Here is a 23,770-nt window from a genome sequence, read left to right on the forward strand (position 1 = left end):
TCATTTTTTCGGGAAGGTGGTATCCGCTATTTCGCGCCATGGGGGTGGGACATCGGGGAGCTCGAATTGGTTGCAGTCGTGCCCCGGCGGCATGTATTTTTTCAAGCACTGATAGTGCGTGACGATGCGCCTGACCATCTTGTCGATGTCGGGCAGGAATTCGGGGTTGGATTTCAGGTCCGCGGTCGCCATCGTGAAGCGGGAGAAATCGACGTAGAAGCTGGACTCGGTGATCTGCGGCGGCAACCGCTCCGGGTGCTGGGTCATGATCACGGGAATGATCAGGTGGCTGGGCAGCGCATACCATTTGGCGCGCTCGATCTCCAGCTGGCGCATGGCCGCGTACTCGCGCCGCGTGTAGGCGTGGGCCTCGTACTTCGGCGTGTAAATCAGGATCATGCAGACGCTCTCGCACATCGCGCGCGCGATCTTGCGGTCGAGGTCATCGCCACCGCCGAGCTGTTCGACGTCGACGAAAAGTTCGTCTTCGTTGTCGAAGTAGGGCTCCAGGTAGCAGCGCAAGGCGTCGGCCAGGGTGGCCTTGAAGCGCTGCATGAGCTCATGCCGGCCATGGGCATAGCTGAAGAAACAGCCGTAACGGATCCCCATTGCTTTCCCCTAGTTTATTGCACGGGTAGCCACTATCACTGCCACCGGCAGCGGACCAGCTGACTCTACCAATCCATGCATGACGCATGTTGTGGAAGCACAAGCGCCCCTGCCAGACTCGGCGGAGCTGCCATCGGGCATAATTCCATCTTTGAAGAAGGAGCGGGTTATGAAGGCCATCGTTTGCAAGGCATGGGGACCACCGGACAGCCTGGTGGTGGAAGACGTCGCGGATCTGGCGCCGGCAGCGGGCCAGGTGGTGGTCGACGTGAAGGCGGCCGGCGTCAATTTCCCGGACGTGCTGACCGTGCAGGGCAAGTACCAGGTGAAGCCCGAACTGCCCTTCACGCCGGGCAATGAGTTCGCCGGCATCGTGCGCGCGGTGGGCGACGGCGTCACGGCCTTCAAGCCGGGCGATCGCGTGATCGGCTTCACCCGCACCGGCGCCTTCGCCGAGCAGGCGCTGGCGCCCGCGGATGCGCTGATGCCCATGCCGCCCGGGATGGACTTCGACGTCGCCGCCGCCATCACCCTGACCTACGGCACCTCGCACCACGCCATCGTCGACCGCGGCGCGCTGCAGGCCGGCGAGACCATGCTGGTGCTGGGCGCGGCCGGCGGCGTCGGCCTCGCGGCCATCGAGATCGGCAAGGCGCTCGGCGCGCGCGTGATCGCGGCCGCCTCCAGCCCCGACAAGCTGGCGGTGTGCAAGGCCCATGGCGCCGACGTCCTGATCGACTACACGAAGGAAGACCTGCGCGAAGCGCTGAAGGCCGCCACCGATGGCAAGGGCCCGGACGTGATCTACGACCCGGTCGGTGGCGTCTACAGCGAACCGGCGCTGCGCTCGATCGCCTGGCGCGGACGGCATCTGGTGGTCGGCTTCGCCAACGGCGAGATCCCGAAGCTGCCGTGGAACCTTATGCTGCTGAAAGGCGCTTCGGTGGTCGGCGTGTTCTGGGGCGACTTCGTGCGCCGTGAGCCGAAGGCGAACATGGCGGCGATGCGCCAGATGCTGGGCTGGATGGCGGAGGGCAAACTGAAGCCGCTGGTGTCGCGGCGCTATGCCCTGCTTGAGACCGCGCAGGCACTGAACGACATGGCTGAACGCAAGGTCACGGGCAAGGTCGTGATCGTACCGGGAGAGGCGGCATGAGCGAGGAAAAACTCAACCTGGACGGCCTGGCCGCGCTGCGCGCCCGTTTCGAGCAGCAGTCGCGCAAGGCCCAGGCCTACTACACCGTCATGCACGCGGTGCGCGCGGTGCTGGGCAACGACGATTCGGCGAGCGCCTGGATGGAGGCGCCGCTGGCGGCCCTGGGCGATAAAGCGCCGACGCAGCTGGTCGACGAGGGCCGCGTGGACGAAGTGCTGGCGCATGTGGGCGCGATGAAAGGCCGCTGACATGTGCGTCAACTACCGCCCGCCCCTCCCGGAACAGCTGGACATGGTCCTCGGCACCCTGGTCGACCTGTATAAAGACTGGGACTGGCCGACCGAGACCTGGAAGGACTACCTCGCGCCCATCGTGCGCACGGACGCTAGCAACCAGCGCATGCTGAGCCTGGCCAGCTACGGCATGGTCCCGCGCCGCCACATCCCGGCGGGCGTGAAGGTCTTCGACACGATGAATGCGCGCGCCGAGTCGATCGGCGAGAAGCGTTCCTTCGCGCCGGCATGGCACCGCACGCAGCTGTGCGCCGTGCCGATGACCTGTTTCTACGAGCCGAATTACGAGAGCGGGAAAGCCGAGCGCTTCGGCATCGGCATGGAAGACGACGCGCCCTTCTTCGTGGCGGGACTATGGCGCGAGTGGCGCGAGGCGGATGGCAATCTCGGCACCTCCTTCACCCAGATCACCATCAACGCCGACGAGCATTTTCTGATGAAGCGCTTCCACAAGCCGGGCGACGAGAAGCGCGCGCTGGTCGTGCTGCCGCCCGAAGACGTGGATGCCTGGCTGGCCTGCCGCGACCCGGAACTGGCGCGCAGCTTCCTGCGGCATTATCCGGCCGAGCGGATGAAGGCGTGGGCAGCGCCGACAGCGCCGCGGGCGAAGAAGGTGGCGGTGCCGGAGACCGGCTCGCTGTTTTGAAGTAAGCGTGGGCTCGGGGAGCCCACCCTACCGTCGACGTAGGGTGGGCACCCTGTGCCCACGCCCAATCACACGTCCGGTTTCGGCTGCTTGAAGAAGTCGATCACGTCGGCCTGCACCCGCGTACGCCGGAACGGCGGCAGGCTTTGCCAGATGCGGCGGCCATAAGGCTTGCTGATCACGCGCGGGTCGCACAGCATCAGCACGCCGCGGTCGTCGACGTCGCGGATCAGGCGGCCGGCGCCCTGCTTCAGGTTGATGATCGCTTCCGGCAGCGTGTGGTGCACGAAGCCGTTCATGCCCTTCTTTTCCATCACTTCGATGCGTGCCGCCAGCACTGGATCGTCCGGCGGGGCAAACGGCAGCTTGTCGATGATGACCAGGGACAGCGCCTCGCCGCGCACGTCCACGCCTTCCCAGAAGCTCTGGCTGCCCACCAGCACCGCATTGCCGGCGGTGCGGAAGGAATCCAGCAACTCGGTGCGGCCACGCTCGCCCTGCACGAACAGCGGGAACTCCAGGCCGCGCGCCGCGAATTCTTCGCGCAGGCGCTCGGCCACGCGGTTCACCGCGCGGATCGTCGTGCACAGGAAGAAGGTGCGGCCGCCGGCGGCTTCGATCACGGGCAGCGCCATGTCGACCACGGCGTCCGTGTAGCCCATGGTGTTCGGTTCCGGCAGGCCGGTCGGCACGTACAGGATGCCCTGCTCCTGGTAGTCGAAGGGGCTGGGCCAGGTGCGCGCCGGCTCGCCGGTCATGCCCATCTGCGAGGTGAAGTGCTTGAAGTCGCTCTTCACCGCCAGCGTGGCGGAGGTGAAGATCCAGCTGCGCGGCGTGCCGGCGCGCTGGCCGGCGAAGATCGGCGCGATCGACAGCGGCGTCTTGTGCAGCTGCAGCGAGGACGAGAAGGCCTCGACCCACAGCACCGCATCGGCACCGGCGAACTGGCTGTAATCCTTTTCCTTCGGATCCTTCTTGACCGGCGCCTGCTTCCAGTCCTTGAAGTTTTCCAGCAGTTCCACCGCGCGCACGCGGCACTGCTCGAGGGTCTCGGCGCGCTCGGCGTTCTCTTCGAGCACGTCGACCATGCCCTCGAGTTCTTCCTTCAGCTTTTCCAGCGCCGGGAAGAAGTCCGAGCTCGGCGGAATCTGCGGCAGCGACAGGCGGGTGCCGCCTTCCGGGAAGGTCAGGCGCAGGTCGCGCGCGGCCTTCTCGACCACCATCACGGTCTTGGCCCAGTCCGGGCCGCCGCGCGCATGCGCGAGGCCCTCGGCCAGCACGTCGCGGCACAGTTCCAGCACCTGCGAGGTCGAGACCGTGGTGCCGAAGAACAGGGTCGCCACTTCCGGCAGCTGGTGCGCCTCGTCGAAGACGATGGTATTCGCCGACGGCAGCAGTTCGGCCATGCCGCCCTCCTTCAGGGCGACGTCGGCGAAGAACAGGTGGTGGTTGACCACGACCACGTCGGCCTGCTGGGCCTCGCGGCGCGCCTTCATCACGAAGCAGTCCTGGTAGTACTGGCATTCCTGGCCCACGCAATTCTCGCGGGTCGAGGTCACCAGGTTCCACACGGACGCCGTCTCCGGCACCTTGGCCAGCTCGGCCTTGTCCCCCGAGTTGCTCATCTTGATGAAGCGCGAAATCTCGCGCAGGTGGCCGACGTCGTCGCGCGAGGTCAGGCGCCCGTTCTGCAGGGTACGTTCCAGGTTGTAATGGCAGACGTAGTTGGCGCGGCCTTTCAGCAGCGCCACCGAGACCGGCGCGCGCAGGGCCTGGCGCACGTTCGGGATGTCGCGCGAGAACAGCTGGTCCTGCAGGTTCTTGGTGCCGGTCGAGATGATGGTCTTGCCGCCCCACAGCAGCGCCGGCACCAGATAGGCGAAGGTCTTGCCGGTACCCGTTCCGGCCTCGGCGATGAGCGTGCCCTGCTTGCCGATCGCGTCGGCGATGGCCTTGGCCATCTCGGTCTGCGACTGGCGCGGCCGGAAGCTGCCGACGGCGGGCGCGAGCGGGCCGCCGGCGCCGAAGATGCGGTCGATTTCGGCGTCGTATTTACCCGGCGCAGCGGATTCGGCCGCTTCGGGAGCGGCGGTATCGGCGGCGTCGGCAGTATTCGCAGGAACGGGCTCGCCGGCAAGGCCGGACAGGGGCAGGTGATCGGTCAAAATAGGAATTCTGGCGGTGAAAGACTGACAGCTTACGCTGGCACGTCCGGCACCAACTGCATTTTCAGCAAAGTGATGTGGTCCTTCAGCTGCAGCTTGCGCTTCTTCAGACGGCGCAGCTGTAACTGGTCGGAATGGCCGTCCCGCGTGAGCATGTCGATGACAGCATCGAGGTCGCGATGTTCCACGTCGAGTTCAACAATACGGCGGTGAATCTCCTGGACGTCGATCATGTTGGCATTTCCGAACTTAAGAGCTGTTGCTGGGGGTGGGAGGGTGCGATTCTTCGTTACGGCTTGCAACTGTAGTACAAACCAGTGCATAGTTTAATCTACGCCGACGTTGCCGCCAACAAAGTTCGGCAAGCCGGTATCGGAAAGCCACGTTTATGAGTTCATACAAGTTAGAAGCGGGAACCGCGCAGCACATCGGCAACCGCCCGCAGCAGAACGACCGGGTCGCATTGATGACGGGCGCACGCGCGCCCGGCTACGTGCTGGCGGTCCTGTCCGACGGCATCGCCGGCGCGGCGGCCTCGGAGCAGGTCTTGCATACGGCCAAGCAGGTGTTCGACCTGTTCAAGCCCGGCGACCATCCGAGCCTCGAGCGCCTGGAGCAGCTGCTGCGCGACATCGTGCAGGAGACGCACATGGTCATCAAGATGAACGCGGTGACGACCCGGACCGAGGCGCACGCCAGCTTCGTCGGCCTGCTGCTATCGCCGCATGGCGAGGCCGCGTGGGCGCACGTGGGCGATTCCCGCCTCTACCACTTCCACGACGGCGCCTGCCTGGCACGCACCGGCGATGCCGCCTACGTCGAACACCTGACCTCGACCGACCGCCTGCCGCCGGAAGCGGCGAAGAACCACCGCAAATCCAAGCTGCTGCTGAACGTGCTGGGCAATGACCGCAAGGATCCTTACGTCACGATCGGCCACCACACGGGCCTGGCCGCCGGCGACGTGTTCCTGCTCGCTTCCGACGGCCTGTGGCACTTCTTCACCGATGCGGAACTGGGCGCCGCCACCTCGCGGGCGACGCCGCGCCAGGCATCCGAGATGCTGATCAACAAGGCTGGGGAGCGTTCGCAGGGGAAAGGTGGAAACTGCACGATGGCGATCCTGAAGCTGGTGCGGCCGCCGCAGGATGCGGGCAATTACACCGTGCAGAAGTTGAAACGCGCCGTTTGATACGCATCGTGGGCACGGGGTGCCCACCCTACTACTGGGGCACGAATCGCGTGCCCCATGATATTTATTGCGCCGGCGGGGTCGGGTTCGCCGCCTTGGCCGCCCTGGCCTTCTCTTCCTCGGCCTTCTTCGCCAGTTTCGCCGCCCGCTCCGCCTTCTTGCGCGCCACGTCGCGCTGGCGTTCTTCCGATTCGGCCTTGCGGCGTTCGAAATCGCGCACGTTCTGGGCGCGCTTCGGCGCGTCCGCCGCTTCCTTCGCCTCGGCTGCCTTCAGCTTGGCATTACGCTCGGCGACGCGGCGCGGCACGGTCGGTGCGCGCGGGGCCGCTACTTCAGCTACCGGCTTGGTCGGCTGCGGCGGCTGGGCCGCCAGCGCCGCTTCTTCCTCGCGGTACTTCTTGTCGGCATCAAGCAGCTTGCGGTCGCGCTCGTCGACCACGGCCTGGCGCTTGAAGCGCTCGGCCTGCACCTCGATCGCGCGCTGGGCCGCGAGGGCGCTGCGGCGGCGCTCCTTGGCTTCGTCGAGACAGCGGTTGACGAAGAACTTGTCGTAACAGACCCGTTCGCGCTCGGCGTAGCGGGCTTCGATGCCGGCGCGCTCGCGCGCGACCGAGGCCAGCTGCTGGTCGGCCTGCGCCACCGAGCTCACCGGCGGCGGCGGCACTTCCTGCGGCGCCGGGCGGTTGGCGCCGCAGGCGGCCAGCAGCAGGGACAGCATTGCAGCAGGCAGACCACGGCGCATCAAGGTATCGGCTTTCATCGTCTTCTTGTTTTCCTTTTCGATGGGAAGGTCACGCAAGCGCGTCGGCGGCGCCGCGGCGCTCGGCCAGCATGTACTCGCGCGATTGCATCTCAATGATACGCGACACCGTGCGATGGAACTCGTTCGACATCGCGCCCTCTGTGTACAGCTGCTCCGGCGCGACCTCGGCCGACATGATCAGCTTGACCTTGTGGTCGTAGAAGACGTCGATCAGCCAGGTGAAGCGGCGCGCCTCCGAGGACATCGAGGCCGACATGCGCGGCACGCTCGAGAGGATCACGGTGTGGAAGCGGCTCGCCAGTTCCAGGTAGTCGTTCTGCGAGCGCGGGCCGCCGCACAGGGTCGCGAAGTCGAACCAGATCGCGCCGCCGGCGTGGCGCAGGGCGCGGATCTCGCGCTGCTCGATGTGGACGATCGGGTTCTCGTCGGCGGTGTCGGCGACCTTGGCCCAGGTGTCGCGCAGCATGTGGTCGCTGGCCGCGTTCAGCGGCGTGTAATAGGCCTGCACCTGCTCCAGCGCGCGGTGGCGGTAGTCGATGCCGGCGTCGACGTTCATCACGTCCAGCTTCGCCTTCAGCAGTGCGATGGTCGGCAGCATGCGGTCGCGGTGCAGGCCGTCCGGGTAGAGCTTGTCAGGATCGTAGTTCGAGGTCATCACGAAGGAGACGCCGAGGTCGAACAGCGCGGACAGCAGGTTGTACATGATCATCGCGTCGGCGACGTCGCTGACGTGGAATTCGTCGAAGCAGATCAGGCGGTACTTCTTGGCGATGCGCTTGGCGACTTCGATCAGCGGATCTTCGACGCCTTTCAGCTCGTCGAGCTGGCGGTGCACGGCGCGCATGAATTCGTGGAAGTGCAGGCGCGTCTTGCGCACCACCGGCACCACCGAATAGAAGCTGTCCATCAGGAAGGACTTGCCGCGCCCCACCCCACCCCACATGTACACGCCCTGCGGCACGTCGGGACGGTTGATCAGGCGTTTGAAAGCGGACGACCGCTGGGCCTTGTACTGGACCCAGTCGTCGTACGCCTGCTGGAGACGGTCCACGGCGCGCTGCTGGGCCGCATCGGACTTGAAGCCGCGCTCGGTGAGGGCATGCTGGTAATACTCTTGGACGTTCATGGTTACTGGTCTATTAACGCAGCGTGGGCACGGTGTGCCCACCCTACGGTTTATCGCGATCCGTAGGGTGGGCACCCCGTGCCCACGTCACGTGTACTGCTTTAGAAGTTCAGCGAACGCTTGTCGACGGCGAGCGCGGCTTCCTTGGTCGCTTCGGACAGGGTCGGGTGAGCGTGGCAGATGCGTGCGATGTCTTCGGCCGAAGCCTTGAACTCCATCGCCACCACGGCTTCCGAAATCAGCTCGGAAGCGACCGGGCCCACGATGTGGACGCCCAGGATCTCGTCGGTGGCCGCATCGGCGATCACCTTGACCATGCCGGTGGTGTCGCCCAGCGCGCGCGCACGGCCGTTTGCCATGAACGGGAAGGTGCCGGCTTTGTACGCGACGCCATCCTTCTTGAGCTGCTCTTCGGTGCGGCCGACCCAGGCGATTTCCGGCGAGGTGTAGATCACCCACGGAATGGTGTTGAAGTTGACGTGGCCGTGCTGGCCGGCGATGCGCTCGGCAACCGCGACGCCCTCTTCTTCCGCCTTGTGCGCCAGCATCGGGCCGCGCACGACGTCGCCCACTGCCCAGATGCCCGGGACCGCGGTGCGGCACTCGTCGTCGACGGCGATGAAGCCGCGCTCGTCGAGCTGCAGGCCGACGGACTCGAAGCCCAGGCCGATGGTGTTCGGCACGCGGCCGATCGAAACGATCAGGCGGTCGAAGGTGACGGTCTGCGCGGCGCCGGTCGAATCGGCGTATTCCACGGTGACGCTGTTGTCGCCCTTGACGATGTTACCGATCTTCACGCCCAGGTGGATGTCCAGGCCCTGCTTGACGAAGGCCTTCTGCGCTTCCTTGGCGATCTGCTGGTCGACCGCGCCCAGGAAGGCCGGCAGGCCTTCCAGCACGGTGACTTTCGCGCCCAGGCGACGCCATACCGAGCCCATTTCCAGGCCGATGACGCCGGCGCCGATCACGCCCAGCTTGGCCGGGACGGCATCGATGGCCAGTGCGCCGGTGTTCGACAGGACGATCTTCTCGTCGAACGGGGTGCCCGGCAGTTCGCGCGGGTTCGAGCCGGTGGCGACGATCACGTTCTTGGCGGTGATGGTGTCGCTGGTCTTGCCGGAGACGTTGACGGTGAAGCCTTCGCCAGCCTTGCCGGCGAGCGTGCCGCGGCCGTGGAAGAAGGTGACCTTGTTCTTCTTGAACAGGTAGACGATGCCGTCGTTGTTGGCCTTGACCACGCCGTCCTTACGCTTCAGCATCGCGCCCAGGTCCAGCTCCAGGCCCGACACGTTGATGCCGTGTTCCTTGAAGCCGTGGCCGGCGTGCTCGAAGTGTTCCGACGATTGCAGCAGCGCTTTCGACGGGATGCAGCCGACGTTGGTGCAGGTGCCGCCCAGGGCCGGACCGCCCTTGGCATTCTGCGCCTCGTCGATGCAGGCAACCTTGAAGCCCAGCTGGGCAGCGCGGATGGCGGCCACATAGCCGCCGGGGCCGCCGCCGATCACGACGACGTCAAATTGTTTATCGCTCATTATTTGTTCCTTGTTATCGTAGGGTGGGCACCCTGTGCCCACCGAACCGATTTATTCTTCCGGTACGAAGATCCACAGCAGCAGGTAAATCACCGCCCCGAATCCGAACGTGAAGGTGAACAGCGCAAAGACCAGGCGCCACACCCACGAGTCGACGCCCGAGACCTTGCCCAGGCCGCCGCACACGCCGCCGATCCAGCGGTCGGTGCGCGAGCGGCGCAGCAGGTTCAGCTCGGACGCGAAGCTCCCGTCCGATGCCGTCGACGCGCCCTTGTTCAGGTTGACCGTCGACTGCGCGGTCGACGAGGACAGGATCTTCGCCTTGGCCTGTTCGAATTCGGCGTCGGTCAGGGCGCCGGCCTGGTGCAGTTCGTGCAGACGTTTCAGTTCATCGGCAATCATGGCAGGCGCCCTTTCCTATGGCGTGATTACAGGTCCAGCAGCAGGCGGGCCGGATCTTCCAGCGCGTCCTTCATGGCCACCAGGCCCAGCACGGCTTCGCGGCCGTCGATGATGCGGTGGTCGTAGGACATCGCCAGGTAGTTCATCGGACGGATCACGATCTGGCCGTTTTCGACGACGGCGCGGTCCTTGGTCGCGTGCACGCCCAGGATGGCCGACTGCGGCGGGTTGATGATCGGGGTCGACAGCATCGAACCGAAGGTGCCGCCGTTCGAGATCGAGAAGGTACCGCCGGTCAGGTCTTCCAGGGTCAGCTTGCCGTCCTTGGCTTTCTGGCCGAATTCGCCGATCTTCTTCTCGATGTCGGCGATCGACATCTGGTCGGCATCGCGCAGGATCGGCACCACCAGGCCACGCGGCGAACCGACAGCGATACCGATGTCGAAGTAGCCGTGATAGACGATGTCGTTACCGTCGACCGAGGCGTTCAGGATCGGGTACTTCTTCAGCGCGTGCACGGCGGCCTTGACGAAGAAGGACATGAAGCCCAGCTTGACGCCGTGTTGCTTCTCGAAGCTGTCCTTGTACTTGGCGCGCAGGTCCATGACCGGCTTCATGTTGACTTCGTTGAAGGTGGTCAGGATGGCGTTGGTCGACTGCGACTGCAGCAGGCGCTCGGCGATACGGGCGCGCAGGCGGCTCATCGGCACGCGCTCTTCCGGACGGTCGCCCAGGTTGACCGGGGCCGGGGCAGCGACTTGCTGCAGGGCCGGCTTGGCGGCCGGGGCAGCCAGCGGAGCCGGAGCGGCCGGTGCGACCGAACCCTTGTTGGCTACGGCGGCCAGGGCATCGCCCTTGGTCACGCGGCCGTCACGGCCGGTGCCGGTGGCGTCGGCGGTGCTCAGGTTGTTGTCGGCCAGGATCTTGGCGGCGGCCGGCATGGCGACGTCGCCTTTCGAGCCGGTGGATGCCGAAGTCTGCGGTGCGGCGGCGGCGACAGGGGCGTTCGCCACCGGCGCTGCGGTCACCTGGATCGGGCTGGTCTGCGCCGATGCTTCGGTGTCGATGATGGCGATGACTTCGCCGGAGACGACGGTCGCGCCGTCGGCCTTGATCAGTTGCACGATCACACCGGCGCTCGGGGCCGGCAGTTCCAGGACCACCTTGTCGGTTTCGATGTCGATCATGTTCTCGTCGCGCGAGACCGATTCGCCGACTTTCTTGTGCCAGGACAGCAGGGTCGCTTCAGCAACCGATTCCGACAGTTGGGGGACCTTGACTTCGATTTGTGCCATTTTAAGAAAACTCCGTTGTTTTATTCTTTGCAAAAACCCCGCGCCATGCATGACGGCGCGGGGTGCTCTTGGGCTTGCGATCTATTACTTCGTGAGAATGAAGCCCTTGAGCTTCGAGAACGCGGTTTCCAGCAGTTCCTTCTGCTGCGCCACGTGCTTGTCGGCGTAACCGACAGCCGGGGACGCGGAAGCAGGACGGCCGGCATACGACAGGCGCTGGCCCGATTCCATGCTCTCGAACAGGTTGTGCTGGATCTGGAACCACGGACCCTGATTCTGCGGCTCGTCCTGGACCCACACCACTTCGGTCGCGTTCGGGAACTTCTTCAGTTCGGCGACGAAAGCCTTGTGCGGGAACGGATACAGCTGCTCGATACGGACGACGGCGGTGTCGGTCGAATTGCGGGTCTTGCGGGTGTTGACCAGGTCGTAGTAGACCTTGCCCGAGCAGACCAGCACGCGCTTGACCTTGTTGGCGTCGATCTTCTCGTCCAGTTCGCCGATGACGGTCTGGAAGCCGCCCTTGGCCAGGTCGGTCAGCGGCGAGCCGGCGTCCTTGTTACGCAGCAGCGACTTCGGCGTGAAGATCACCAGCGGCTTGCGGAACTGGCGCACCATCTGGCGACGCAGCAGGTGGAAGATCTGGGCGGCGGTGGTCGGCTGCACGACTTGCATGTTGTGGTCGGCGCACAGCTGCAGGAAGCGCTCGATACGTGCCGACGAGTGCTCCGGACCCTGGCCTTCATAGCCGTGCGGCAGCATCAGCACCAGACCCGAGGCGCGGCCCCACTTCACTTCGCCGGAGGCGATGAACTGGTCGATCACGACCTGCGCACCGTTGACGAAGTCGCCGAACTGGCCTTCCCAGATGGTGAGGGTGTTCGGCTCGGCGGTCGAGTAACCGTATTCGAAGCCCAGCACCGCTTCTTCCGACAGCACGGAGTCGATGACGGTGAAGTTGGCCTGGTTTTCCGACACGTTCGCCAGCGGCAGGTAGATGCCCTGGTCCCAGCGCTCGCGGTTCTGGTCGTGCAGCACGGCGTGGCGGTGCACGAAGGTGCCGCGGCCGGCGTCCTGGCCCGACAGGCGGACGGCGTAGCCGGAGGCCAGCAGCGAAGCGTAGGCCAGGTGTTCGCCCATGCCCCAGTCGAGGTTCATCTCGCCCTTGCCCATGTTGGCGCGGTCGTTCAGGACCTTCTCCACCAGCGAGTGCAGCTTGAAGTTTTCCGGCACGGTGGTGATGCGCTGCGACAGGCGTTTCAGCTCGGTCAGCGGCACCGCGGTGTCGGCGGCGTCGGTCCACTTCTTGTTCAGGAACGGCGCCCAGTCGACGGCGTACTTGTTCTTGAAGTCGGTCAGGACCGGGTCGATGGTGTGCTTGCCGGCGTCCATGGCGGCGCGGTACTCGGCCACCAGCTGGTCGCCGCCGTCAGCGGCGATGGTGCCCTGCGCAGCCAGCTTGTCCGCGTACATCTTGCGGGTGCCCGGGTGCTTGGCGATCTTCTTGTACATCAGCGGCTGGGTCAGGGCCGGAGTGTCCTGCTCGTTGTGGCCCAGCTTGCGGTAGCAGACGATGTCGACGACCACGTCCTTGTGGAACTCGGTACGGTAGTCCATCGCGATCTGGGTGGCCAGCACGACGGCTTCCGGATCGTCGGCGTTCACGTGCAGCACCGGTGCTTCGATCATCTTGACCACGTCGGTGCAATAGATGGTCGAACGGGCGTCGCGCGGGTCCGAGGTGGTGAAACCGATCTGGTTGTTGATGACGATGTGGACGGTACCGCCGGTGCCGTAGCCGCGGGTCTGGGCCAGGTTCAGGGTTTCCATGACCACGCCCTGGCCGGCGAATGCGGCGTCGCCGTGCACCAGGATCGGCAGCACTTCCTTGCCCTTGCGGTCGCCGCGGCGTTCCATGCGCGCCTTGACCGAACCCTCGACGACCGGGTTGACGATTTCCAGGTGCGACGGGTTGAACGCCAGCGACAGGTGGACCGCGCCGCCCGGGGTCGAGATATCGCTCGAGAAGCCCTGGTGGTATTTGACGTCGCCTGCCGGCAGGTCGTCGGCGTGCTTGCCTTCGAATTCTTCGAACAGCTCGGACGGGGCCTTGCCCAGGGTGTTGACCAGGACGTTCAGGCGGCCGCGGTGGGCCATGCCGATCACGATTTCCTGGACGCCGTGCTCACCGGCGCGCTGGATCACTTCGTCCATCGAGGCGATGAAGGACTCGCCGCCTTCCAGCGAGAAGCGCTTGGCGCCCACGTACTTGGTGTGGAGGTAGCGCTCCAGGCCTTCGGCCGCGGTCAGGCGCTCGAGGATGTGCTTTTTCTTTTCTGCGGTGAAGGCCGGGGTCGAGCGGATCGATTCCAGCTTTTCCTGCAGCCAGCGCTTCTCGGTCGGGTCGCTGACGTACATGAACTCAGCGCCGATCGAGCGGCAGTAGGTATCGCGCAACATGTTCAGCAGGTCGCGCAGCGATGCGGTTTCCTGGCCGAAGTAGGTGTTGCTGATGTTGAATTTGGTGTCGAGGTCGGCTTCCGAGAAACCGTAGAAGGCCGGATCCAGTTCCGGGATCGGCGGGCGTTCCTGGCGCTGCAGCGGGTCCAGGTTGGCCCAGCGCGAGCCGAGGTAGCGGTAGGCGGCGATCAGCTGGGTGACGGCGACGCGCTTGCGGCCGAGTTCAGCGTCCGGCGATGCGGTGATGGTGCGGATCGGACCCTGCTTGGCGCGTTCTGCGAAAGAGGCGATCACGGACGAGTGGTCGACGTCCGGCTTGGCGGTGCCATCGACTGCAGGCATGTGCTGCATTGCGTCGAAATAGGCGCGCCAGTTGTCCGGCACGGAGCCCGGATTGTTCAGGTAGGCTTCATACAACTCTTCCACGTAGGGCGCATTACCGCCGAACAGGTACGAGTTGGCTTCGTATTGTTGCATCATTCTTGCTCACCTTTCTTCGCGCTTCGCGATTTTAGGGCGGGTTAATCTAACCTTCCGCGACACGGCCTGACCGGTTAGCGGATCGCACTACTACTCAAGTTGTGGGGGAAGGACTCTACAGCAGCCAACTGGTCTTACCCAATTTGCGCACGGTATTGTAACGCAAGGCGTCGAGCACGACAGAGACCCGCCTTGTTTTTATTTGTTACTGTGTGGCATCTAAACTGCTGAGTTGACCAGCTAAATGATAATCGTTATCATTTGTCTTATGCAGCCGACCAGTTCAACATCCTCCTCCACCTCCGCCCTGCCGTCCACCCTGCCGGCTGGACCACGCCGCGCCGTCTGGCTGCGCCAGTTGCATCAATGGCATTGGATCAGTTCCGCCCTCTGCCTGATGGCGATGCTTCTATTTAGTATCACCGGCTTCACGCTGAACCACGCCGCGCAGATCGAAGCCAAGCCGGCCATAACGCGCCAGAAGGCCACGCTGCCCGGCCCGCTGCGCGAGCGCCTGGCCGCCTTCGCCGAAAGCCACGTGGACGCCAAGCTGCCGCTGCCGGACGAGCTGGCAAGCTGGGCCAACAAGAGCTTCCCGGTCGACGTGCGCGGCGTGAACGCCGAGTGGAGCGAGGAAGACGCCTATGTTCCCCTGCCCCGTCCGGGCGGCGACGTCTGGCTGCGCATCGGCGTCGACGGCCAGGCCGAATACGAGAAGACCGACCGCGGCTGGATCTCCTGGCTCAACGACATGCACAAGGGCCGCAATGCCGGCGCCGTGTGGAGCTGGTTCATCGACATCTTCGCCGGCGCCTGCCTGGTGTTCTGCATTACCGGTTTCCTGATCCTGAAATACCACGCCGCCAACCGGCCCTCGACCTGGCCGGTGATCGGCTTCGGAATCGTGCTGCCGATCGTGCTGGCCCTGCTGTTCGTTCATTAATCCACCTTGAAAGCTTGCCCATGAAACTGTCCCACTCGCTCGCGCTGGCCCTTCCGCTGGTGTCCACCGGCGCCATGGCCGCCGACCTGACCGTCAAGTTCGAACTGCCGCAGCTGAACGTGGCCGAGTACCACAAGCCCTACGTCGCGATCTGGATCGAGCGCGCCGACCAGAGCGTGGCCTCGACCCTGGCTGTGCTGTACGACGTCAAGAAGAAGGACAACGCCGGCACCAAGTGGGTCAAGGACCTGCGCACCTGGTGGCGCAAGGCCGGCCGCGACGTCGAGCTGCCGATGGACGGCGTGAGCGGCGCGACCCGTTCGGCCGGCGTGCAGACCCTGAATTTCGCCGGCGCCAAGGCCGGCCTGGACAAGCTGCCGGCCGGCGACTACAAGCTGGTCATCGAAACCGCCCGCGAAGCCGGCGGCCGCGAACTGGTGCGCGTGCCCTTCACCTGGCCGGCCAAGGGCAAGCTGGCTGCCAGCGCGGCCGGCAAGGAAGAGCTGGGCGCGGTGTCGGTTTCAAGCCAATAACAGGAGCCCCCCATGCAAACCAAGTTCATGAAGCAGTTCGCCATCGCGATCGCCCTCGCCGGCATCGCCTGCGCCGCCCAGGCCCACAAGCCGTGGATGCTGCCGAGCAGCACCCTCATCGAGACCGACCGCGAAGCCTGGGTCACGATCGACGGCGCCGTCTCGGAAGGCCTGTTCGACATCGACCACATGCCCTTGCGCATGGACGGCCTGACGGTCACCGATCCGGACGGCCAGACCAGCCTGGCGCCCGCCGCCACCATGAGCAAGTTCCGCTCCAGCGTCGACCTCAAGCTGCCGAAGAACGGCACCTACCGCATCACGCTGGCCGCGACCAGCGTCATGGGCAGCTACAAGCTGAATGGCGAGATGAAGCGCTTCCGCGCCACCGAGCAGACCGCGGACAAGGAAATCCCGGCTGGCGCAACGGAAGTCAAGCGCACCACCATGGTCCAGCGCCAGGACACCTTCGTCACCGCCAACAAGGCCACTACCGGCGCCCTCAAGCCGCTCGGCACCGGCCTGGAACTGGTGCCGGTCACCCATCCGAACGAGCTGCACGCCGGCGAGAAGGCCACCTTCCGCTTCCAGCTGGACGGCAAGCCGCTGGCCAACTTCCCGTTCAGCCTGATTCCGGGCGGCGTCAAGTACCGCGGCACGCTGAACGAAGTGCGCCTCACCACCGACGCCAAGGGCGAAGCCACGTTCACCCTGCCGGCGCCGAACATGTACTGGCTCAGCGCCGCCTATCCGGCCAACGCGCCGCGCGGCCCGGGCGCGGAGGGTCCTGCGGACGCCAAGCGCTACAGCTACTCGGCGACGCTCGAGATCCTGCCGGAGTAAACGCTTCAGATGCGCGCAGTTCTCGTTCCGCTGGAGATCGACCCGGTCCCGCCCTCCCCCGGCTGCCGCCTGCATAGCCTGGGCGGCGTGTCGATGGGCACCGACTGGTCGGCGCGCATGATGCTGCCGCCGGCGGTGGACGCCGAGCTTGGTCCGGCGCTCCAGCGCGAGCTGGACGAGATCGTCGCGCAGATGAGCCATTGGGACGGCAGCTCCCTGCTCTCCCGCTACAACCGCGCGCCTGCCGAGACCTGGCATGCGCTGCCGCCGCAGTTCTTCGCAGTGATGGACTATGCGCTGAAGGTGCGCGACGAGACCGGCGGCGCCTACGACCCGGCCGCCGGCGCGCTGGTCAACCTGTGGGGCTTCGGGCCGACCGGCCGCTACGACCAGGCCGGCTTCTATGCTCCGCCCCCCGAACTGGTAGCCGCCGTGCTGGCGCAACGCCAGGGTCACCGGCCGCGCCTGGACCGCGACAGCCGCTGCCTGTACCAGCCGGGCGGCGCCATCCTCGATTTGTCGTCGGTGGCCAAGGGCTACGCGGTCGACTGCCTGGCGCAGCGCCTGGAAGCGCTGGGCGTGCGCCACTACCTGGTCGAAGTCGGCGGCGAACTGCGTGGCGCCGGCGTCAAGCTCGATGGCCAGCCCTGGTGGGTCGAGCTGGAAGGCGTGCCCGATGCGGCAGGCAGTCCGGTGCCGCAATCGGTGGTCGCCCTGCACGGCCTGGCCGTGGCCACCTCGGGCGATTACCGCCGCTATTATCAGCTTTCGATGAGCCAGCACGCACACCGGCGCGCCTCCCACACGCTGGACCCGCGCACCGGCTATCCGATTGCCAACGACGTCGCCTCGGTGACGGTGCTGGCCCCCACCTGCATGGCAGCCGACGCGCTGTCGACGGCGCTGACCGTGATGGGCGTGGAAGCCGGCCTGCCCTTCGCCGAAGGGCGCGGCATCGCGGCGCGCTACCTGCTGCGCGACGGCGACGGGCTGCGCGAAGTCGACACGCCCGCCTGGCGCGAACTGCTGCAATGATGATGACGATCGAACCGCTGCGCTGGGGCAGCGCCCTGCTGCTGTCCGCCGGCTACCTGGCCATGTGCGCGAACTACCTGCGCGCGGCGCGCGCCAAGTCGACGGCATCAAGCGCGCCGGCCGACTGGCTGGTCGTGTACGCAAGCCAGACCGGCAGCGCCGAATACCTGGCCCGCCGCAGCGCCGACCTGCTCGCCACCGGCGGCCTGGCGGCCCGCGCCGCCTGCATCTCCAGCCTCGACGACGCCAGCCTGCGCGGCGCAAGCCGCATCCTGTTCGTCGCCAGCACCTACGGCGAAGGCGACGCCCCCGACACGGCGGCCCGCTTTGCCGGACGCCTGATGGCCGACGGCGCGGACCTGGCCCACCTGCACTACGCCGTACTGGCGCTGGGCGACCGCAGCTACGCCAATTACTGCGGCTTCGGCCGCGCGCTGGACGCCTGGCTATCGAGGGCCGGCGCCACCCCGCTGTTCGAACGCATCGACGTCGACCGCGGCGACGCCAAGGCACTCGAAGACTGGCAGCACCACCTCGCCCGCCTGGCCGGCACCATCGATGCGCCGGACTGGGAAGCGCCGGCCTATGGGGACTGGCGCATCGCCGAGCGCGAGCTGCTGAATCCGGGCAGTCTCGGCGCGCCCTTGTACCGGCTGGCGCTGGCGTCGGTCGGCGCCGTGCTGCCCGAGTGGGAAGCCGGCGACCTGGCGCAAATCAGCGCGCCTGCCGACCCCGAGCATCCGCGCGAATATTCGATCGCCTCGATCCCATCCGACGGCCGGCTGGAGCTGCTGGTGCGCCTGCAAAGGCACGAGGACGGCAGCCCCGGCGCCGCTTCCGGCTGGTTATGCGAAGGCGCGGCTGCCGACGATACGATCCGCCTGCGCATCCGCGAACACCAGCGCTTCCGCCTCGGCGACAACGCGCGCCGGCCCATGCTTTTGATCGGCAACGGCAGCGGCCTCGCCGGCCTGCGTGGCCTGCTGCGCGCCCGCGTCCAGCTGGGCGTGCGCGAGAACTGGCTGCTGTTCGGGGAGCGCAACGCGGCCCACGACTTCCTGCTGCGCGGCGAGCTGGAAGGCTGGCAATCGTCCGGCTGGCTGGACAGGCTGGATCTGGCGTTTTCGCGCGATCAGGAAAAGCGGCTGTATGTGCAGGATGTGCTTCGGGCGCAGGCGGCGTCCGTGCGGGAGTGGGTCGAGCACGGCGCAGCGATCTACGTGTGCGGCAGCCTGCAGGGCATGGCGGGCGGTGTGCACGAGGCGCTGCAGGAGATTCTTGGCGGCGAGGTGCTGGAGCAGCTGGCGACTGAAGGGCGCTACCGGCGCGACGTCTATTGAGCGATCGGGCGAGGTCCCGTCGCTCAGGCCCACAGCCTTTTCCACCAGCCGGCCTTCGGCCTCGCCCGCAGGTCTTTCAGCTCCTGGAAGGGGATCGCATCGAAGGCGGGGTCGTTCTCGCCATAATGGAAGCCCGAGAATTCCTTCGCGAGGATCAGCGGGATATCCATCAGGTAGTACCCGTCCGGATCCTCGCTGTCTTCCGGCGCGACCTTCGCCAGCAGTTCGTGAAAGCGCGGCGGCAGCTCGCCTTCGTGGCTGAACTCTTCCGGGTCCTCGCTGCCAATGTACTGGACCTGCCACAGACGCCTGCCGTCCTGCCACAGCTCGCAGAGCGCGAAATTCACATGCTCTTCGACCGCGCAGGCAAGCGCCTGGCAGCCTGCCGACAGGCTGGCCATGCTGTCGGCCTGGATGATGCGGTGAGCGCAATCGAGGGCAGCGACCATCTGCCCGTTGCCGGGCAAGGGATGGGCGGCGATGTCGGTCTCGAGGAGGTCACAGCTTCTCCCTGTCGGTTCCAGCGCCAGCCTGGCTAGGATGGTGTCCGGTTCGAGTCCCTTGACCGCGACCCACGCAAGCGAAATGCCCATGATGTTCGTCTTCGTATCGGATGAGTATCCGCCAAAGCTTAGCAGGGCAAGGCCGCGCGAAATGCGCGCTTTGTCACGCGCTTGCGCGGCGGCTAGCGCTGCCTCTGCAAGCGCAGCAGCAGCCACGCCACCACCCCGGTGAACATCGCCGTGAACGACAGCACGATCCAGAATCCGTGCTCGTGCTGCGCCAGCGGCACCCCGCCCACATTCATGCCCAGCAGGCCGGCGATCAGGTTGATCGGCAGCGCCATCACGGTCACGATGGTCAGCAGGAACAGGCTGCGGTTGTTGTCCTCGTTGACCTGGGCCGCGATCTCTTCCTGCAGCAGCTTGATGCGTTCCTGCAGCGAGGCCAGGTCGCTCAGCACCACCGTGAATTCCTCGGTCGACTGGCGCAGGTCCTGGCGGTCCTCCGGCGCGATCCAGCTCGGTGGCCGCTGCAGCAGGCGGAACAACGCGGCGGGTTCCGGCGCCAGCAGGCGCTGCAGGCGCACCAGCACACGGCGCAGCGCGCCCAGGTCTTCGCGCTTGCGCGTCAGGCGGCCGGCCAGCAGCTGGTCTTCGGTGGTGTCGACGCGGGCCACGGCGTCGCGCACGATGTTGACCAGCACGTCGGCCTGGTCCTGCAGCAGGTGCACCAGCAGCTCGACCGGAGAACGCAGCGGCGCGCCGGCGACCACCGCCTGGCGCAGGCGCTCGATCGATTCGAGCGGCTTGCGGCGCGCGCTGATCACGCCGTGCGGGGTCACGTGCACCCACAGGGTCGAGATCTCGGCGCTGTCGAAGGAGAAGTTGTGGAGCACGTCGTTGACCACCGCGATCAGGGCATCGTCGGCGATCTCGATGCGGGTCGAGCGCGAGCCCTGGTGCAGCATCTCGTAGAAGTCGTCGCCGAGCTTCGCATGGCTGCGCAGCCAGCGCTCGCTGGCCGTGTTCGACAGGTTGAAGTGCAGCCAGACGAACTGCCCCGGCACGGGCTCGCGCAGGCGCGCGATGGCGCCGGCCGCATCGATGGGCTGCGCGGCCGCCTGCCCTCCCAGCAGGAAGCCCCATACCAGACCCGAATCGTCCGAACCGTAGCTGAACCCCGGCAGCGCCGCCATGTGCACCTCATGAACTAGAAGGATCCGCGCATTGTAGAGCAAGCGGCGGCGCGGGATGGCGGCTGTTGCGGCGGGCCGACCTTGTCATCAGGCTGACATGATAGCCAGATAAGATTGCCTCAATCTCTTGTGTATCTCCACCCCGGATATGCATTCATCCGCCGTGCTTGCCGCCGGCGGATTTTTTTTTGCGCGCGCCGTCAAAACTTCATTTCCAGGTTCGCCGCCACCCGCACATACCCCGCATTGAAACTGGTCTCGCGCGAGGTGCCCGCAGCGTCCCGGTAGATCCGGTCCGAGCTGTTGTCCTGCCCCAGCAGGTTGTTCGCGGACACACGCAGCTGGTAGCGCGGGTTGAACTTGTAAAGCAGGTAGGCATCCAGGTCGCGCCGGGTCTGCTGGAACTGGCTCTGCGCCTCGGAGATCTTCACCCAGCCGCCCTGCTGCCAGGACAGGCTGCTGCCCATGGTCAGGTCGCCCTTCCGGTAATCGATGCCGGCGGTGGCCGACATCGCGGTCTGGCCGTCGAGGCGATTACCGGGACCGGGCACGGAGCTGACCCGCGACCAGTTGCGGCTGAAACTCGCGCGCAGGTCGAAGTCGCTCAGCGCCGCCGACAAGGCCTTGCCCGGCGCCTTGGCTTCCAGCTGCAGCGAGCGCACCAGCGCATCGCCGTCGTTCAGCGGACGGTAGACCCAGCGTCCGTTGGCGTCGACGTCGAGCGTGGTGCGGATGTAGTCCGAAATCGCGCGGCGCGACACGCTCGCCGAGAACATGGCGCCGTCCTTCAGGAAGTGCTCGTAGCTGATGTCGATGCCGTTCGCCAGTTCCGGACGCAGGTCCGGGTTGCCGCTGGAATCGGCGGCGAAGCGGGTGTTGACGGCGGCTTCGTAGCGGCGCGCCGTCAACTGGTCGACGGTGGGCGCCTTGTAGGTGCGCGTGAAGGCCATGCGCAGCTGGCGGCCGCTGTCGCCGGGGAATTTGTAAAGGGTCTGGGCCACGGGGCTCAGCACGTGATTGCGCGAGCTGGTCGTGAAGCTGCCTGCCGATCCGCTGTCGGCGACGCTGTCGGTCTGCACGCCTTCCCAGCGCGCGCCCAGGTACACGGATAGCTGCTTGTCGACGCTCCACTCGTCCTGCACGTAGCCGGCCAGACGGGAAATCTTCGGCTCGAAGCTCTCGATGAGGTGGGTCGGCGCATCCTGGTTCAACTGGTCGTGGCGGTCGCGCGTCTGCTCGCTTTCCTGCACGCTGCCTTCCAGTCCGGCCGACAGCGAATGCCCGTCAAAGAGCGAGCGCGTGTACTTGCCGCGCAGGCTGGTGCGATGGGCGCGATTGACGCTGTCCCAGTCGCGCAGCAGGCGCTGGACGTGGTTCGCGGTGAACATCTCGTTGAGCTGCTCGTCGCTGTTGCGGCTGCGCTCGGCCGACACTTTCAGGTCCAGCTTGCCGCCCGCGAGTTTCGCGCCCCAGCCGATCTCGCCCTGCACCATCGTCATGCTGTTCGGCGAGCGGTAGTTGTAGTCGATGTAGTCCGGGTTGGCGAAGCTGCCGATCAGGTTCTCGTTGTGCGAGCTGCCATCCCAGCCGTTGCGGCCTGACTGGACGGCGCCCGACACGTTCAGTTCATCGCCATCGTCGAACTTCCAGGACGCGCGCGGGAACAGGATGACGCCGCGGTAGCTGCCGCTGCCGTCGGAGCGCGAGCTGCGCAGCTGCGTCACCTCGCCGGAAGGTAGCGTCAGGCTGGCGCTGCTGCTGCCCCGGCTGTCGTTGTTCCCGCCATACAGGAAGCCGTTCAGGAAGTAGGACAGCTGGCCGGTCTTGTCGCCCAGGGTGCCCCCCACGCTGTAGCCATGGCTGGTCGGCGCGTTGTAGTAGGCCAGGCGCAAGTCGCGCTGCGCCTTCGCCGTCACCTTCTTCAGCACGATGTTGATGGTGCCGGCAATCGCCTGCATCGAGTACTCGGCGCTGGCGGCGCGGATGATCTCGATGCGCTCGATCTGGTCGGGCGCCAGATTGTCCAGGTTGAAGCCTGGCGGCGGGCGGTCGCCGTTGACCAGGATCTGGGTGTAGCCGGCGCCCAGGCCGCGCATGCGCAGGGTCTTGCCGGTCACGGTCACGCCCGGCGCACGCTTCAGCACATCGTAGATGTTGTCGTCGCCGTATTTGCGGATTTCTTCCGCGTTCAGCACGGTCTTGCTGGCGGTATCGTCGCGGCGCGGATCGTAGTTGCTGGCCGCGCCTTTCACTTCGACGCTCGAGATCGCGGCGTCCTTTTTTGCCGGCGCCGGCTTGGCAGCCGGCTTGTCGGCGGCGGGTTCGGCGGACGTAATGGCCGCGGTCTGCCCCAGCGCGGCGGCCGGCAAGGTCAACAGGGCGAAGTGGACGGCGACTGCGACGGGGCGATGCTTGAAGATCATGAAGGGCTGCTTGCGGTTACTCGACAGCCAATCACGATACCAGTTGCATCAACCTCCAAGTTACGTCAATTGTCACAATGCAACAAATTCAGCGCACGCAGCTGACATAGGAATTCGCCGTGTCCGCGCGTTCCACCGCAGTCCCGTCCGCCAGGTTCACCGCCACATGGCTTGCGGTGTTGGCCGTGGTGCCCATGGTCGACGACCAGGTATTGCCCAAGGTCCAGTTCTGGCCGGCGAGTGCGCCGCTGGCCTGCAGCGCCTTGAGCTGGTCCGCGCTGGGCATGCTCCAGCCGCTCCGTCCCTCGATCGTGATGCTCGCGCAGTAAGCGTTGGCCTTGGTCCAGTTGTCGGCGAAGCTCACGCCCGACCAGGCCAGGAAGTTGGCCGTGACCAGGTTCGCATTGCTGACCGGCGGCACGCACTGGTTGTTGGCCAGGGTCGCGGGCGCCACGCAGGTCGGCACCACGACACAGGCGCCGTTGATGCGCACGCTTCCGGTGTCGCATGGGACGGCGGTGACGGTGAGCGTGGTCGAAGCCGAGGTCGGCCCCCAGCCGCCGATGGCAGGCTGGGACGCGGTAATGGTGCTCTCACCTGGCCCCTTGATGGTGACCAGGCTGCCGGCGATGGTGGCGACCGCCGCGTTGCTGCTGGTGTAGGTGAAGGCCGCCGGGCTCTTCGACGAGGGTGGCGTGATGTTGAAGGGCGCATCGGTTTCCGTCTTCTTGATGGCCGCGAAGGCGCCCAGCGGCGGGCCCTGGTCCGGGTCGCTGCATGCCACCAACAAACACAACATCAACAGCCAGCCTGCGATCCGCTTCATGAAAGTCCC

The 23,770-nt window shown here is 66.0% G+C and carries 22 protein-coding genes; 9 read left to right on the forward strand and 13 right to left on the reverse strand.

What is annotated here, in order from left to right; genetic code table 11:
• Nucleotides 1–609, reverse strand: coding sequence for a toll/interleukin-1 receptor domain-containing protein (locus tag AC07PE_RS01545; RefSeq protein ID WP_498760937.1), 609 nt, complete (start codon nucleotides 607–609; stop codon nucleotides 1–3).
• 169 nt (nucleotides 610–778) lie between these two features.
• Between AC07PE_RS01545 and AC07PE_RS01550 the strand changes: the two genes are divergently transcribed.
• Genes AC07PE_RS01550 through AC07PE_RS01560 form a run of 3 tightly spaced genes read left to right on the forward strand, consistent with a single transcriptional unit; the run spans nucleotide 779 to nucleotide 2,704 of the window.
• Nucleotides 779–1,765 carry an NADPH:quinone oxidoreductase family protein gene (locus AC07PE_RS01550; RefSeq protein ID WP_498760939.1) on the forward strand — a complete coding sequence of 329 codons (987 nt, stop codon included), beginning with the start codon at nucleotides 779–781 and terminating at the stop codon, nucleotides 1,763–1,765.
• Complete coding sequence (locus tag AC07PE_RS01555; protein WP_498760941.1) at nucleotides 1,762–2,013, forward strand: MbcA/ParS/Xre antitoxin family protein; 252 nt, start codon at nucleotides 1,762–1,764, stop codon at nucleotides 2,011–2,013. The genes AC07PE_RS01550 and AC07PE_RS01555 overlap by 4 nt, the downstream gene beginning before the upstream one ends.
• A 1-nt stretch (nucleotide 2,014) precedes the next feature.
• Nucleotides 2,015–2,704: an SOS response-associated peptidase gene (locus AC07PE_RS01560; protein WP_498760943.1), complete on the forward strand. Its 690-nt coding sequence runs from the start codon at nucleotides 2,015–2,017 to the stop codon at nucleotides 2,702–2,704.
• Nucleotides 2,705–2,772: 68 nt separating this feature from the next.
• On the opposite strand, the gene yoaA is transcribed toward AC07PE_RS01560, so the two are convergent.
• Both yoaA and AC07PE_RS01570 read right to left on the reverse strand, forming a co-directional pair.
• The gene (gene yoaA / locus AC07PE_RS01565) at nucleotides 2,773–4,869 is read right to left on the reverse strand and encodes a DNA repair helicase YoaA (RefSeq protein ID WP_498760945.1); all 2,097 of its coding nucleotides are present in this window, start codon (nucleotides 4,867–4,869) and stop codon (nucleotides 2,773–2,775) included.
• A gap of 32 nt (nucleotides 4,870–4,901) precedes the next feature.
• Nucleotides 4,902–5,102, reverse strand: a complete 201-nt coding sequence (locus AC07PE_RS01570; protein WP_230029886.1) for a YdcH family protein — start codon at nucleotides 5,100–5,102, stop codon at nucleotides 4,902–4,904.
• Nucleotides 5,103–5,257: 155 nt separating this feature from the next.
• Between AC07PE_RS01570 and AC07PE_RS01575 the strand changes: the two genes are divergently transcribed.
• Nucleotides 5,258–6,061 (forward strand): PP2C family protein-serine/threonine phosphatase, encoded by an 804-nt coding sequence (locus tag AC07PE_RS01575; protein ID WP_498760947.1) that lies wholly within the window; start codon nucleotides 5,258–5,260, stop codon nucleotides 6,059–6,061.
• Between the two features lie 64 nt (nucleotides 6,062–6,125).
• Here AC07PE_RS01575 and AC07PE_RS01580 read toward each other — a convergent pair whose 3' ends face one another.
• The 6 genes from AC07PE_RS01580 to AC07PE_RS01605 all read right to left on the reverse strand — a co-directional run bounded on the left by AC07PE_RS01580 (nucleotide 6,126) and on the right by AC07PE_RS01605 (nucleotide 14,119).
• A complete protein-coding gene (locus AC07PE_RS01580; RefSeq protein WP_498760949.1) occupies nucleotides 6,126–6,821 on the reverse strand; it encodes a hypothetical protein in 696 nt (231 codons plus the stop codon).
• Nucleotides 6,822–6,852: 31 nt separating this feature from the next.
• Nucleotides 6,853–7,950 (reverse strand): cell division protein ZapE, encoded by a 1,098-nt coding sequence (zapE, locus tag AC07PE_RS01585; RefSeq protein ID WP_498760951.1) that lies wholly within the window; start codon nucleotides 7,948–7,950, stop codon nucleotides 6,853–6,855.
• A 101-nt stretch (nucleotides 7,951–8,051) separates the two neighbouring features.
• Nucleotides 8,052–9,482, reverse strand: coding sequence for a dihydrolipoyl dehydrogenase (gene lpdA / locus AC07PE_RS01590; protein WP_498760953.1), 1,431 nt, complete (start codon nucleotides 9,480–9,482; stop codon nucleotides 8,052–8,054).
• Nucleotides 9,483–9,533: 51 nt separating this feature from the next.
• Nucleotides 9,534–9,884, reverse strand: coding sequence for a PspC domain-containing protein (locus AC07PE_RS01595; protein WP_498760954.1), 351 nt, complete (start codon nucleotides 9,882–9,884; stop codon nucleotides 9,534–9,536).
• A gap of 26 nt (nucleotides 9,885–9,910) precedes the next feature.
• Nucleotides 9,911–11,179 (reverse strand): 2-oxoglutarate dehydrogenase complex dihydrolipoyllysine-residue succinyltransferase, encoded by a 1,269-nt coding sequence (gene odhB, locus AC07PE_RS01600; RefSeq protein ID WP_498760956.1) that lies wholly within the window; start codon nucleotides 11,177–11,179, stop codon nucleotides 9,911–9,913.
• An 84-nt stretch (nucleotides 11,180–11,263) separates the two neighbouring features.
• Nucleotides 11,264–14,119 (reverse strand): 2-oxoglutarate dehydrogenase E1 component, encoded by a 2,856-nt coding sequence (locus AC07PE_RS01605; RefSeq protein WP_498760958.1) that lies wholly within the window; start codon nucleotides 14,117–14,119, stop codon nucleotides 11,264–11,266.
• Nucleotides 14,120–14,387: 268 nt separating this feature from the next.
• Here AC07PE_RS01605 and AC07PE_RS01610 point away from each other — a divergent pair, with 268 nt between their 5' ends.
• Genes AC07PE_RS01610 through AC07PE_RS01630 form a run of 5 tightly spaced genes read left to right on the forward strand, consistent with a single transcriptional unit; the run spans nucleotide 14,388 to nucleotide 18,813 of the window.
• On the forward strand, nucleotides 14,388–15,062 hold the full coding sequence (locus AC07PE_RS01610; protein ID WP_498760960.1) for a PepSY-associated TM helix domain-containing protein: 675 nt from the start codon (nucleotides 14,388–14,390) through the stop codon (nucleotides 15,060–15,062).
• Between the two features lie 20 nt (nucleotides 15,063–15,082).
• A complete protein-coding gene (locus AC07PE_RS01615) occupies nucleotides 15,083–15,595 on the forward strand; it encodes a DUF2271 domain-containing protein (RefSeq protein WP_498760962.1) in 513 nt (170 codons plus the stop codon).
• Between the two features lie 12 nt (nucleotides 15,596–15,607).
• Complete coding sequence (locus tag AC07PE_RS01620) at nucleotides 15,608–16,438, forward strand: DUF4198 domain-containing protein (RefSeq protein WP_498760964.1); 831 nt, start codon at nucleotides 15,608–15,610, stop codon at nucleotides 16,436–16,438.
• A 9-nt stretch (nucleotides 16,439–16,447) separates the two neighbouring features.
• Entirely contained in the window at nucleotides 16,448–17,473 is a 1,026-nt protein-coding gene (locus AC07PE_RS01625; RefSeq protein WP_498760966.1) for an FAD:protein FMN transferase, read from the forward strand.
• Entirely contained in the window at nucleotides 17,470–18,813 is a 1,344-nt protein-coding gene (locus AC07PE_RS01630; protein WP_498760967.1) for a sulfite reductase subunit alpha, read from the forward strand. The genes AC07PE_RS01625 and AC07PE_RS01630 overlap by 4 nt, the downstream gene beginning before the upstream one ends.
• A 23-nt stretch (nucleotides 18,814–18,836) precedes the next feature.
• On the opposite strand, the gene AC07PE_RS01635 is transcribed toward AC07PE_RS01630, so the two are convergent.
• From AC07PE_RS01635 to AC07PE_RS01650, 4 genes are all read right to left on the reverse strand, one after another.
• A complete protein-coding gene (locus AC07PE_RS01635; protein WP_498760969.1) occupies nucleotides 18,837–19,406 on the reverse strand; it encodes a hypothetical protein in 570 nt (189 codons plus the stop codon).
• 92 nt (nucleotides 19,407–19,498) lie between these two features.
• A complete protein-coding gene (locus AC07PE_RS01640; protein WP_498760971.1) occupies nucleotides 19,499–20,512 on the reverse strand; it encodes a transporter in 1,014 nt (337 codons plus the stop codon).
• Nucleotides 20,513–20,712: 200 nt separating this feature from the next.
• Nucleotides 20,713–22,935, reverse strand: coding sequence for a TonB-dependent receptor plug domain-containing protein (locus AC07PE_RS01645; RefSeq protein WP_498760973.1), 2,223 nt, complete (start codon nucleotides 22,933–22,935; stop codon nucleotides 20,713–20,715).
• Nucleotides 22,936–23,023: 88 nt separating this feature from the next.
• Complete coding sequence (locus AC07PE_RS01650; protein WP_498760975.1) at nucleotides 23,024–23,761, reverse strand: hypothetical protein; 738 nt, start codon at nucleotides 23,759–23,761, stop codon at nucleotides 23,024–23,026.
• Nucleotides 23,762–23,770: the final 9 nt, after the last annotated feature.

The sequence above is a fragment of the Telluria sp. GW821-FHT07G12 genome (assembly GCF_059418525.1).